Origin of the sequence: Vibrio nigripulchritudo, assembly GCF_027924785.1 — a bacterium.
Lineage (GTDB): Bacteria > Pseudomonadota > Gammaproteobacteria > Enterobacterales > Vibrionaceae > Vibrio > Vibrio nigripulchritudo.
In genome coordinates this window covers 724,325-737,642 of sequence record NZ_AP027050.1, presented here as the reverse complement: position 1 = coordinate 737,642, position 13,318 = coordinate 724,325, and the positions used below count along the sequence as shown (strand labels likewise).

Sequence of the window (13,318 nt, the reverse complement as noted above, 5' to 3'; positions counted from 1 at the left end):
TTTTAATAATTTGGCTGATTTTCTAACGCAGCTGTGTGTTTTCTGCTCAAGCTCACATTTTCGTTATGTTCCTAAGTATCCAACTCGTTTCTGATACAAAGCTGTCTACCTAAGCTTTACTCTGAGCTATCAGGTAGGAAGTGATGGCGCTGATCTTGCCATCTTCGATTTGGAATATGTCACAGAAAAAGAAAGGCTGCTCTGCTTCCCCATGCCCCTGAACGACGAGATGTTCTGAAGCTTCAAGCTGCTTAGAGACTTTCAGGCTGACGTCTTCCTGCTCCATTTGATAGCAGATGGAACGAATATTATCTGTTCCGACAATGACGTCCTTACCGACGTTTTGCCATTCGGTTTTGTCAGTCAGAAAAGGGATGAGCTCATCCACATCTCCACATGAAAAGGCAATGCACGCATTTTTGATGCTTTCGTCCATGTTCTCACCTGTTTAATTTTCAACCAGTTATTTTAACTATACCCATAAAACACACTCTTTATGACGACTAATAGAGCAATTTTGTGAGCTGACTCGGTTGTGTCATGTCTTTCATATCGCATACACTTAGCCCAACATTTCTGTAGGAGCACATGCCTAATGAACAACTAACCCCCTAAAACCAAATGAATTTTATTTTTGGATTACAGGGTTAGTGGGCGTGTCTTCGTCAAATTTCTGCTTTTCTTTCAGCCATTCAGCTGGACTGTTTTGATTCGATCGCGTCTCAGACCCTGACTATGAAATGTCGGAGTCTTTATGATCACACAAAAAAATATCGGTATACGTGCCAGTAATCTCTCCTATCAGCACCCAGACGGAGAGTGGCAATTTCAAAACCTTAACTTAATCGCGCATCAGGGGTTCTATGGTCTGGTGGGTAACAATGGCTGCGGTAAAAGCCTGCTTTGCGATTTACTGATGTCCGTCAGACAACCCACGTCGGGTCAGATTGAATTATCGGGCGAAGTAGCCCATTTGGTTCAGTTACATGAGGAATACCAGCCCAGCGAGCTCGCTTCTGACAACTTATCTATTTCAGACGGCCTATCTATTTCGGACTTCTTATCTATTTCGGACTTTTTAGGCATAACGCCTGTTCTTGAGGCAATCATACGAATTGAGCAAGGCAGCATTGATGCTAACGATTTTGAAACCGTAGGAGACAACTGGGATATAAGAGAACGCCTTGAAGACGAATTAGAAGCGATGGGCGTGAGGTGCCACTTAGATCAAAGGATAACGTCGCTTAGCGGTGGCGAGCTGACCCGCCTTAAGCTTTGGCAACTATTTGAGTCCAATCCTAATGTTCTTATTCTGGACGAACCGAGCAACCACCTCGATCAGAAAGGGAAACAGTGGCTCATTGATCGGTTGCGCCAGTTTTCAGGCTGCGCACTGGTAGTCAGCCACGACAGGCAACTGCTCAGTTACGCCGATGGAATTTTTGAGCTTTCGCACCTTGGATTAAGCCACTATTCAGGAAACTTTGAAGCTTACCATCAAACCAAAGCCGTCGAACAAGCAGCAATTACTCGCAAACTGGAGCACATTGAAAAACAACAGAAGCAGGTCGCTCGAAAAGCTCAGGAGGATCATGAAAAAGCTCAGAAGCGAGCCGCCCAGGGAAACAGGCTGCGAAAATCTGGTAGCCAAAGTAAGTTGATTCTGGATGGTGCCAAGCAAAGTGCAGAGAAATCGGCATCTGCCAAACAGAATATGCATGAAAGGCGCAAGCAAACGCTTACCGATACCCATCAATCTCTGAGCCAGTTGAAAGCTCAGCAACACTCTATGTCTCTGAGTTTTGAAAATCACTCACAAAAGCAGAGACAGTTGGTGTTTCTGGAAAACTGTATTCTGCCATTTGGTTCTGATGCCCCGATCACCTGGTCCGTACACAGTGGGGATAAGTGGCACATATCAGGTGAGAATGGCAAAGGGAAATCGACGCTGCTCAAGTGCTTGTCCGGTGAACTGTCGTTTTCCTTCGGTTCAAGCAACCTAAAAGAATGCTTATATATCGACCAGCACTTTTCACTTCTTGGAAACGAGTTACCCATGATTGATGTAGTAAAAGCGCATTTGGAACATCTCAATGACGGTGAAATTCGCAACCTGCTTGCAGCCATTGGGTTTCGACGTGATTCTGTATTTCGTTGCTGTCAGAAGTTGAGCGGTGGTGAAAAAATGAAGCTGTCAGTTTTGATCGCCAGCCATCAGGCGCAACCTTGCTTGTTGTTGTTAGATGAACCAGACAACCATCTTGATATTACCAGTAAACAGCTACTCGCGAATATGCTTGCAGACTATCAGTCGGGATTTGTTCTTGTAAGCCATGACCCTGTTTTTGTGGAAGAATCTGGAGTTCAATACACTTTTCAGATCTAATACATCGCTCTAGAAACCACTTGGGCAGCATTTCGGTGCTGTCCCATAAAATCTTGTACTTCATCTGGGGGCAACTTGAGCTTCAAACAAAATGGCTGATTTCGTTAAATCTTGATCATTTTGAATGGAAAACTTGGGTGTATGGCTTATGCTCAATTTAGTAAATACTGAATCTAGGAACATCAAAGTGGAATTGAAGACCGAGCTAGAGCAATGGGATGGAAAGAACACCGATGCCATCACACTGATTTATCAGGAACATCATTTTGAACCCTACTTCATTGCTCAGATCATTGAGCTAAGTGAGGAAGAATCCTATTGTTCCGGCGCTACCTGGTTGCTCAAACATCACTTTGAAGCTGAGGAGCAGTTAACAGACTCTGAAATTGATGCGGTTTACGGCAAGCTAAACGGCATTGAGAACTGGGAGGCTAAACTGCACTTGCTACAAGCCATCCCTTACATGCCAATATCCGAAAACAACAAACCGCTAGTGGAAACCTTTGTTCGTGCCTGTCTGGGCGACAGAAACAAGTTTCTTCGTGCCTGGGCGTACAATGCGCTGTTTGTGCTAAGTCAACAGTATCCGGAATATCTGGGAGACGTGAAGCGTCTGTTCAAAATTGCGCTGCGCAAAGAAGCGCCTTCAATTAAAGCCCGGATTAAGAACATTCTGGTTCAGAATAAGCTGGAGAATCAGACTCCGTAAACCACCTGATTACGCCCTGCCCCTTTCGCGTGGTAGAGGTAATCGTCAGCGACTTTGAACATGTCTTCTAACTGGGCACCGTCTTCTCCATACACGGACACCCCGATACTGGCGGATACGTTCACTCGGTTTTCTGACACTCTGAACGTATTGCGACACAGCACTTTTCGGATATGTTCTGCTACAGCGCAAGCAACTTTCTGTTCGGTGTATGGCAGCAACACACAAAACTCTTCTCCACCCACTCGATAAACGGAATCTGAACGGCGCACTGAATCTTTAAGTAGCTTAGCCACCTGCCTGAGAACTTCATCGCCTACGTCATGCCCGTACTTGTCATTGATCGATTTGAAGAAGTCGAGGTCAACCACCAGCATGCTGAACACATCGGTTTTCCTTCGGTGCATGGTCACCATCTGTTCGAAACTGAATGCGAGGCTTAAGCGGTTATCAATTCTGGTGAGTGGGTCAAGCAGCGCAAGGGAGGTTAACTGTTCTTCGGTCTGCTCTCGATTGTGTTCGTACACATGGGCTATTGCCCATATTGCCATTAAACACGCCAGAACATTAATAGAAGAGTGCAGCGCAAGCCCGGATTCTGGCTGTGTCGATTTCCAATAAAAAAATGCCGCGCCTATCGGCACCATTAAGGCATTAATCTTCAGACCGGTACTTTTGCCAAGTATAAGGTATCCGACTACAGGGCATAAAAACAGCCAGACAAACAGAGTGTTTTGTGTGTCGGTGACATAAATTCCAAGGTAAACCAGAGTAAACAGAAAAATCACATAGGCGGCTGAGTGCAACTTTCTGTTATTGAGAGAGCTGGAGTAGCAGAAGAGGTAAGCTGAGTAGATAGAAAAGAAGAGTTCGGTAATACCAAGGATTTTCTGTTCAAGTGCAAACAAATTGAGAAAACCGTACACAAGACCAGCAACCAGTGTAATAAAAGATACACCTTTTAACATGTTGCTCCGAAAGGACTGAGATCGATTCAGCCACTCGATGCCCGCATCCATATGTACCATTGTCTTTCCTAGTCACTTGTGCACCCAGTCGCATTTTGGGGCATTAATAATTCTCACTCAACGATAAAATCCAATCAGAACTCAATTAATTGATCCAGGTTTGATAATGACATTCCTCGGACATAAAAATGAGCCAAAAAGAAAACAAAGAGAGCTGATAAAAAATACAGTAAAAATACAAGATACTCACCAAATCTATATTTTGAGACACTACATATTGGGATTTCTGCAAATAGGGCTAATTTTTAATAATCATTGAAATGCATATAAAATGAGTAAATTTTAATCTCAGCTAGTAAATTTATGCTCCCAAAAACATTGGAATGAACATCACCAAATACTGCAACTTTTATTGACCGTTAGTTCAATAATTTTGAGCTCTGAAGAACAAAAAAGCAGAGCCAATTGGCTCTGCTTATCTGATGCTTTTTTAATCGTTTACTGCTGCTTCCACAACTGACTCATACGCATTGGTCCAGGTGTTGGGAATGTCCAGGATTGTGGCATGTTTTCAGGTACGTTTCGTAGTTTGTTGTTCACCACGACACCAACAGGCAGTGACTCAACAGTACCAATCACGTAGAAGTGCTCTTTCGCTATCTCCATGATTTGCCCCATCAGTGCCATCTGTTCTTCCTGAGAAGACGTCTTCTCTAGCTTGTTCCAAAGCTCAATCTGCTTTTTCACGTGTGCTGGTGGCTCAACCGCATTGTCACGACCTTTCGCCCAGTTGTAGTAACCAAGACCCCAGGTAGATTCAGGGCTGAATGGAAGGTAGTGACGTGCATCGTCCAGTACCCCTGCTCCACCATCACCAAAGATTGGAATCATGTCGTAATCGTTCGTCAGACGAAGGTTGGTTACGTGGTTGATTTCCATGATGCGGATATCCAGAAACACGCCGATGTCTTTCCACTGGTTCTTCACCAGTTCAAGTGAATCGGCAAGCACACCTTTGTCGTTGACCTTAGAAATTGCTTCAATGCGCAGACGCTGTCCATTCTTCATCAGACGGAAGCCTTCTTTGTCACGATTCGTCAGACCAAGAGCGTCCAGCATCTTGTTGGCTTTCTTAGGATCGAAATCCGTGTACTGGTATGCCATTTCTTCGTCGTAATATGGCGAGATTTCAAGTGGAGCCGCCTGATAAGGACCAACCGCACCAGAGAATACCGTTTCACTGATTTCGTCACGGTCAATCGCGTGAGAAAGCGCAACACGGAAATCTTTATTGGCGAACAGTTCACGCTTCACCGGATCGTTCACTGTCTGGTTAAGCGCAATCACCAACTCAGAGCTTACCGTGCTTGGGCGGAACTTGTAGGTGTAGCCGCTTTTCTTCTCGTTGTCGATAAGCAGCGGGCGGTGTGTTGGTTTACCAATGTGGCGGTGCTGGTAGTCGGTTTCACCATTCGCCGCTCTTAGTACCATTTCTTCCAGGTCTTCACTGTAACGCCAGCGCACACTGTCCAGATAAGGCAGCTGGTTACCTTCCGTATCCACTTGCCAGTAATAAGGGTTACGAACGTACTCGGCAAAACTTGCGTTTGGCCCCGGTGCAGATTTCACCATCCAAGCAGTCAATACCGGGCGATCTGCGTTGTTGTAGTGCTCAATGAAGTAATGAGCGTTACATTTGGTTCCAGCATACTGACGCCATGAATCGAACCCAGCCGTTTTGGCATTGGCTTCTGCTTTGTCGTTGAACGAAGGCATAAACTCTGAACAGTAGTGTTTTGGATACGCGGTAAAGCTTTCACTGTCTACCGTTGCCAGATGGCGAATGAACATGCCATTCGCTTTCTTAAGAACGATTTTGACCGTATGAGGGTTCAGAACTTCCGCTTTCGCAGAATCAAACGTTGGGAAAATCAGAGGTCGGTTGCCTGCGTGTTTCTCGTCACCCAATACATCGTTGATGTAAAACGCAACGTCTTCCGCAGTGAAAGGATGACCGTCTGACCATTTCACGCCCTTACGCAGGGTAATTGTGTATTCGGTGTTTGCGTCGTTTGATGTAAAGCCCGTTGCCAGGTTCGGCACAACTTTAGAGTAGGTCTCATCAAAGTTGAACAGGTTATCGTAAGCGATCGTTCGGATACGGTGACCATTATCTACAACCTTACCGACCAGATTCAGAGTGCCGCCGTACTGACCCACTTTTTCATATGGGGTTACGACCAAAGGCTCTGAAGGCAGACGCTCTTCCACCACAGGAAGTTTGCCTTGCTTCACTAACTCAGCCAGTTGTGGCGCTTCATTGAACGTCTGCGCGTAGGCTGACATCGATACTGCTGCAGTTACTGCAACGGCTACTTTGCCAAACAGAGGTAAATTTAATTTATGTTTCATCAGTCACTCCCTGATGTTTCTATTTATAAAAATGGTCGCCTTTTCCCGAAGACGATTTTCCTGATCAACACGACTCAGGAACGAAAGCTGTACGCCCAGCCAAGACAAGTGCTTTGAGGGTGGAGCTGCCTTTATTTACTTTCCCGGATACAGCGGGAACGCTGGCATGGGCGTACAACAAATTGGTGTTTGGAGCACAAGGGTAAACGGCGCTCTTGCCTTCCCCCTGTACCAATTGAATTTCGCTGTAAAGCTTCGATGATTCCACTCTGGAGTAGGTTTCATCTGTGTGGCTGAACCACGGTTTCCACTGGTCAACTGCATGACCCGTCATCAGATAACTCAGCTCTATGTCGCTCTTGATAACGTGCTTTCTGTGTTCGATTCGCTCTTCATCCAGATACTGCTCTGTGGTAACGGTGCAGCCCTCAAAAGGCTGCCAGACAGACATCAGTGCATCCCCTTCTCGCCAGCTCTCGATATTGCGAGTTCTGGTATGCCAGGTATTGGTAAAGGGGTGAAGAAACGCCAGCATGTTGTCGCCCGCAAACCCTTGGTCAATCCACTTTTCGCTTTCAACACACAGCCCGTGGTCACTGCTGTAGGCAAACTTGCTGTATTTGTCGTGGCAGTGTCTTAATTCACCACTTGCAGGTGCATTACTGATGAGGTAGCAACCCTCTTCCCGCCATAACAGGTGTTGATCGCAGACAAACTTCGGAACTAAAGTCGAATCAATCGGCTCAAGGTTTGCCTGCCAAAAAGGGTGGCTCGCGTCCAATCTCAGGCAATTGAACGCTTTGAGAGCCAGAAAAGGAGATACCGGGCTGGTGTAAAACTCGCTCGCCAGTAAATTAGGGTAAGCAAAGCCCGGTAATAAATGTCCGTCATGCGCCCAGATGGGTTGTTCACTCCACCAGCGCATTGAATTTGTCCACATGGATTTGAGCAAGGACATATCAATGCCAGCAGGCTCAAGGCTTGCCAGTTCTGACCAGAAAGCAGCACCAGCAAATCGATAATTTAGCGACCGACCATAGCAAAGCTGAGCACCTTCTGTGGCGTACCAGTATTGATAAGTTTCTGCGAATTCGACCGCACGCTTTACGTATTTCTGGCTTGCTTGTGGGTCAGAATCCTGAACCCAGCGAGCATAAATCAGCCCGTAAAAGTGGAATGCGAAAGGGTTGTAGTAATCCAGCACAGGGGCCGCGCCGTCCTGATACCAGCCCTGACCTAGGTAATGCGCATCAATAAATGCAAGATCGTCGTCGAGTTTGCTCTGGTCGATGTCGAAACCCAGTTTTTGCAATGCCGTCACTATCAATACACGAAACCAACGCCAGTTGTTTGGTGGAATCTCCAGTTCTTGAACTGGCTTCATCCAGTCTGCAAAATTTTGTTTTTCTTTATCAGTTAGCGGCTCCCAGTAAATTTCACTGGCATCAACCATCGCTACGGCAAAAGCGCTCATTTCAACGATCATCTGATCGTAGTTTTTCGGCTGTTTCCATGGCACACCGCTAGTACCGTTTACACCTTGTTTTAGCCACTCTGCCAGCTTGTGGTTCTCGTTTTTTAACTGCTGATGAGCAGGCACCGCACCCCACATAAGCCTTGCAACAAACTCGATTTGTGTCGCTTCACAATCATAATGAGCCGTACAATATGACAAGGGATCCGATACGCTTGGTTGCGTTTTAGCGAATGGCTGTTTTTCAAGCAGGAAACGTAACACATTCAGAGTATTATCCTTGCTATCAAAGCTTGTTTTGTTAGGTAGCCATTGCGCTAATCGAATGCTCATCAGCTCTCCTGTCTTGAGCGTGGTTTATGACGATGTCTCATCTTTAATCCAGATTAAAACTCATCAAAATTATTTTTTAAAACGCTTTTTCAAAATTGTGTTATTCAGATCAAAACTACGTTTCATTTTTATTAATTATCGTTGGATGAGGTCACATTTTTCTGATGAAGAACTCAATACGTAGCGTCGCCTATTTTCTCTGCAAAGGCAGGAAGTGTTTGTAATTTTGAGGATTCCAACCGCGTTTTAAGCACGCCCCCATGGCGGATAAATAAGGTCGGATATGGGAAAAGAACGCATAGTAACCTTCACAGAGCCTGTGTTTGGCGTCTATTGCTAACTCACCCTGATCATTGATTCTCTGTGCGGGACACGCACCGTGGCATAAGTCACGTTGATTACAACTGGAACAATGCAATGCAGACCCGACAGGCTTCCGCTGGGAAAATGACTGCTGAACTGGTGTTTCAATCAGATTGGGGTAATCATTGTGTCGCACGTTTCCCAGCTTGAATTCGGGATAGACAAAGTGATCGCAGCTGTATACATCCCCGTTGTGTTCAACCACGAGGTTTTCTCCGCATTGAGGTGAATGAACGCAGTTTGTTGAAGGCATCCCTAGCGACATGCCCAACGCATTGTCAAAGTGCGAGACAAACACTCTGCCAATGTCTTCCTCTCTCCAGCGTTCAAACACACCAATCATAAAGCGACCAAACTGCTCGGCGCTGACACTACGGTGTGAAACCCCTTTGCCCTTCTCTGCTTCGACAACAGGAATAAACTGAATGAACTGCGCCCCTAAGCTGGTGATATGGTCGTAAACCCGCTTTGGGTGATGCCCATTGTGGCTTTGTACTACCGTTAGAACGTTGGTCTCGACGCCATGTGCCAGCAGAATTCGTAGCCCTCGAACGACTTGTTGGTACGACCCTTTGCCACTGCGGGTTTTACGAAAGTGATCGTGAAGTTCCTCGTCGCCGTCTATGCTGATACCCACCAAAAACTGGTGCTTCTTCAGAAAAACAGCCCACTGGTCGTCAATAAGCACACCATTAGTCTGAATTGTGTTGCTGATTTGCATACCCTGTCGGGCGTGTTTTCTTTGGAACATCACGGCTTTTTCAAAAAAGGAGATTCCGCGCATAGTGGGCTCACCGCCCTGCCAGCCAAACACCACTTCCCGGCAGCCATTAGGCTGGCTTTCAATGTAACTTTTTACATGCGCTTCCAATGCCTCGTCTGACATGTCGAAGCGATTTTGTCCTGGGTAGTACTCGGTTTTATCCAGATAGAAGCAATACTCACAATCCAGATTACACAGTGGACCAATAGGTTTGCTGAGTACGTGGAATGGTCTTGCTGCTTTTGGGGAACAGGTAGGAATCCTCATTTCCCGGATAGCATCGAGGGCTGGGCTTATCGCATTCATAAGTATGTTTCTAACGGCAATTCGACATAAGAAACAATACAACAATATTTTTAAAACACCTTTCCAAATTATCAATAAATGTGATCGCGTTTAATTTTTTGAAATGGCATTTCAAATTATTATATTGCCATTCATTTCAGATTCGAGGTAGATGTGCAGCGCCCAAACCTTCTTTACGTTTTTCCTGATCAGTTTCGTCAAATGGCGATGGGGTTCTGGAATGATCCAGACTTTCGAGACTGTTTGCCCGGAGAGCCGGATCCGGTTCATACCCCGAATCTGGACAAGTTCTCCAAAGAGGCACTGGTTTTGACCAATGCGGTCAGCAATTGCCCTTTGTGCAGTCCGCATCGCGGAAGCTTGTTTACCGGGATGTACCCAAACAAAAGCGGCGTTCCACTGAACTGTAATTCTGATCGTCTGAACTCCGATCTCCCTCAAAGCGCCACCTGCCTGACGGATGTGCTTGCTCAGTCGGGTTACAGCGTCGGCTATATTGGCAAGTGGCATCTGGATTTTCCTACCGCTAATGATCCTGAAAACCCGAGTTGTTTTGTCGACCCCAATACACCTGCATGGGATTCTTACACCGAGCCCACTCGCCGGCATGGCATCGATTACTGGTACGGCTACGGCACGTTCGACCAGCATAAAAATCCCCATTACTACGACAACGATGGTAAGCGTACTGAGCCAAAAGAGTGGTCAGCCAAGCACGAAGCCGATAAAGCCATTGCTTACCTGAATAATTCAGATAACCAACGCGATCCCAACCAGCCATTTGCGCTTTTTGTTTCCATGAATCCACCGCACAGCCCATATCAGTCTTTGGATGATTGCATGGAGGACGACCTGGCTTTGTATCAGGACAAGCCTCTCGAACAGTTACTGGTGCGTGAAAACGCAGATCTAAACTGCGACAAAGTAGCTTCAGCGCCTTATTACTTTGCCAACGTGACAGGCGTCGACAGAGAGTTTGGTCGAATCCTGAGAGCCTTAAAAGAGGCGGGAGAATGGGAAAATACTCTGGTGGTGTTTACCTCAGACCATGGTGAAACCCTTTGTGCTCACGGGTTGGACGATGCGAAAAACGCCATTTATAACGAAGCGTTCAACGTCCCGTTTCTGATGAAACTGCCTTTTCAGATTCGCCCAGCGCTCTCCCATCGATTTATGAGTAGCCCCGATATTATGCCGACAGTTCTGGGCTTACTGGGACTATCAGAAAACACGCCTCAACATATTCAAGGCATCAATATCGCCCCCGGAATCATCGCGAACAAAGACAAATCCGGCTGCGCTTTGTACATCAAAAACCTCGATGGGGAACGTGATGATCAGGGAAAAATCGTCAGCTATTTTCCGGTAAGTCGAGGAATCAAAACGAAACGCTACAGTCTGGTGCTTACCATAAACCGTCAGCGTGAACTGGATTCTGTACTGCTGTTTGATAACCAGACCGATCCTTACCAACTTCAAAGCCTTGACTTCAACCCCACCCACGCCGTTGAACAGACTCTGCTCCTGCAACTTGCAGGCGAGCTAAGCCGTATCTCTGATCCGTGGGCAGAGCATGAGATTCTGGCAGACCTTATTCCTTACGACACCGAATGCAAACAGGAAAAACAATGACCGAAGAAAACCAAAAGAAAAAGCAAAGCCACCCTAATGTCATCATCATGTACGCTGATGATCTGGGTTTTGGTGATGTAGGCTGTTACGGTGCCAACGACATTCCGACACCGAACTTAGATAAGCTCGCCGAAGACGGACTCAAGTTTCATCAGGGCTACGCAACCGCTGCAACCTGTACACCTTCAAGATACAGCCTGCTGACTGGCTCGTACCCTTGGCGAAACCCAGATGCCGCCGTGTTACCGGGCGATGCCCCTCAGATCATCGGTAAGCTGGATGACACCATGCCGCGCATGTTTCAGAAAGCGGGTTACCAGACCGGTATCGTGGGTAAATGGCATCTAGGTTTGGGCAATGGCGACCTTAATTTCAATGACACCATAGATGGCACACCAAACGATGTCGGGTTCGATGAGTCCTACATCATGGCAGCGACCAACGACCGGGTGCCCTGCGTGTACATCGACAACCGAGAAGTGGAAAACCTGGATCCAAGCGACCCGATTGAAGTGACGTATGAATGGGATCAGGCTTTTGATGACGTACCTACTGGTCGTCATAACCCTGAACTGCTGGATGTGATGTACGACCATGGTCATGACGGCACCATTATTAATGGCGTCAGCCGTATCGGGCACATGCGTGGTGGCGCGTCTGCCGTCTGGAATGATGAAACCATGGGGGAAGTGTTTGCCAACAGAGCCATCGACTTCATTGAGAAAAACCAGAACGAACCTTTCTTCCTTTTCTATGCATTGCACCAACCTCATGTACCCAGAATCCCGAACCCCAAATTCAGAGGCTCCACGCCGCACGGTGTCAGGGGGGATGTCATTGTCGAGATGGACTGGTGCATAGGGCAGATTCTGGACAAGCTTGACGCACTGAATCTGCAGGATGACACCATTGTTATCTTCTCTAGTGACAACGGTCCTGTACTTAACGATGGCTACAAAGACGAAGCGGTTGCTCTCAATGGAGACCACAAAATGGCAGGACCATTGCGTGGAGGAAAATACAGCCTGTTTGAAGGCGGAACTCGGGTTCCGTTTATTGTCCGTTGGCCAGAAGGCATTCAGCGTGGCGATTCTAATGCACTCATAAATCAGGTGGATCTCTACGCGACGTTCGCTGCCATGACCGGGCAGCCATTGAAAGAACAGGAAGCCCCAGACAGCCAGAACCTATTTGGTGCTCTCACGGGTCAGGATCCAGTTGGGCGCGATGATATGGTGCTGGAAGGCATGCAGTACAAAAAGGTCTACCGAGACCAGCAGTACGCCTACATTCCTCCTCACGACGACGACTTTATCTGTCAGTACACAGGTAATGAGAAAGGCAACACACCAGAGCCGCAGCTTTTTGACTTGCATGACGACGTGGGTCAGGTAAAAAACCTGGCTACTGAAATGCCTGAGAAAGTCGACGAACTGGCAGCCAAGCTAGAAAGCATTGTCAGTAAAAAGAAATCTCGCTAAGTGAAGCACTGGCTTCATTGAAATGACAAAGCCCGTCTAAACGGGCTTTGGATATCAAATCGGTGATAGAGCTAACTTAGGGTTTCTTCGAAGATCCCCAGTTCTTGCCCAAGCCAGATGGCTCTTTCGGTGTGGTCGAGTAAATGTTCATGGCTCACGGGGTGAATCAAAACGGGCATCTTTCCTCTGTTTTCATCCAGCCACTCTATGATGCCCTTGCTGTTATCTTCAAAATGCAGTTCGAACATCGGCATTTTGTGGGGTCCTACCAAGCGCTCTACCAACGGGAAAATCGCGGTCACATCGCTGCGTTCGCGTCGAATCTGAGCGTGGAAGTCTCTCGCACCCTGAACATTGTTGAGCGCGAAATAAACGTGCGCATGAAACATAGTTGACTCCTTTGTTTTTCTTAATATTAAGTCACTGAGTATTTAAGGGAAGTATTTATTCCTGACTAATACGTTCAAAAATTTCAAACGATATCCATGTTT

The 13,318-nt window shown here is 46.7% G+C and carries 10 protein-coding genes; 4 read left to right on the top strand and 6 right to left on the bottom strand.

The annotated features are described in order from the left end of the window. Window positions 1-109: 109 nt before the first annotated feature. Window positions 110-436, bottom strand: a complete 327-nt coding sequence (locus QMG91_RS21655; RefSeq protein WP_004398161.1) for a nuclear transport factor 2 family protein — start codon at window positions 434-436, stop codon at window positions 110-112. A gap of 318 nt (window positions 437-754) precedes the next feature. Here QMG91_RS21655 and QMG91_RS21650 point away from each other — a divergent pair, with 318 nt between their 5' ends. Both QMG91_RS21650 and QMG91_RS21645 read left to right on the top strand, forming a co-directional pair. Further along, window positions 755-2,386, top strand: a complete 1,632-nt coding sequence (locus tag QMG91_RS21650) for an ATP-binding cassette domain-containing protein (RefSeq protein ID WP_281832122.1) — start codon at window positions 755-757, stop codon at window positions 2,384-2,386. A 187-nt stretch (window positions 2,387-2,573) separates the two neighbouring features. Then, window positions 2,574-3,095, top strand: a complete 522-nt coding sequence (locus tag QMG91_RS21645; RefSeq protein ID WP_022598644.1) for a hypothetical protein — start codon at window positions 2,574-2,576, stop codon at window positions 3,093-3,095. On the opposite strand, the gene QMG91_RS21640 is transcribed toward QMG91_RS21645, so the two are convergent. The 4 genes from QMG91_RS21640 to QMG91_RS21625 form a co-directional block, all read right to left on the bottom strand. After that, window positions 3,083-4,123, bottom strand: coding sequence for a GGDEF domain-containing protein (locus QMG91_RS21640; protein WP_281832120.1), 1,041 nt, complete (start codon window positions 4,121-4,123; stop codon window positions 3,083-3,085). The genes QMG91_RS21645 and QMG91_RS21640 overlap by 13 nt on opposite strands. A 438-nt stretch (window positions 4,124-4,561) precedes the next feature. After that, the gene (locus tag QMG91_RS21635) at window positions 4,562-6,475 is read right to left on the bottom strand and encodes an ABC transporter substrate-binding protein (protein ID WP_281832118.1); all 1,914 of its coding nucleotides are present in this window, start codon (window positions 6,473-6,475) and stop codon (window positions 4,562-4,564) included. 64 nt (window positions 6,476-6,539) lie between these two features. Continuing rightward, complete coding sequence (locus QMG91_RS21630; protein WP_281832115.1) at window positions 6,540-8,282, bottom strand: DUF2264 domain-containing protein; 1,743 nt, start codon at window positions 8,280-8,282, stop codon at window positions 6,540-6,542. Window positions 8,283-8,472: 190 nt separating this feature from the next. Beyond that, window positions 8,473-9,714: an anaerobic sulfatase maturase gene (locus QMG91_RS21625; RefSeq protein WP_281832112.1), complete on the bottom strand. Its 1,242-nt coding sequence runs from the start codon at window positions 9,712-9,714 to the stop codon at window positions 8,473-8,475. 153 nt (window positions 9,715-9,867) lie between these two features. Between QMG91_RS21625 and QMG91_RS21620 the strand changes: the two genes are divergently transcribed. Both QMG91_RS21620 and QMG91_RS21615 read left to right on the top strand, forming a co-directional pair. Beyond that, a complete protein-coding gene (locus QMG91_RS21620) occupies window positions 9,868-11,346 on the top strand; it encodes a sulfatase family protein (RefSeq protein WP_281832110.1) in 1,479 nt (492 codons plus the stop codon). Continuing rightward, complete coding sequence (locus QMG91_RS21615) at window positions 11,343-12,827, top strand: sulfatase family protein (RefSeq protein WP_281832109.1); 1,485 nt, start codon at window positions 11,343-11,345, stop codon at window positions 12,825-12,827. Before QMG91_RS21620 ends, QMG91_RS21615 begins: the two co-directional genes overlap by 4 nt. Before the next feature lie 71 nt (window positions 12,828-12,898). On the opposite strand, the gene QMG91_RS21610 is transcribed toward QMG91_RS21615, so the two are convergent. Continuing rightward, window positions 12,899-13,216 (bottom strand): DOPA 4,5-dioxygenase family protein, encoded by a 318-nt coding sequence (locus QMG91_RS21610; RefSeq protein ID WP_281832106.1) that lies wholly within the window; start codon window positions 13,214-13,216, stop codon window positions 12,899-12,901. Window positions 13,217-13,318: the final 102 nt, after the last annotated feature.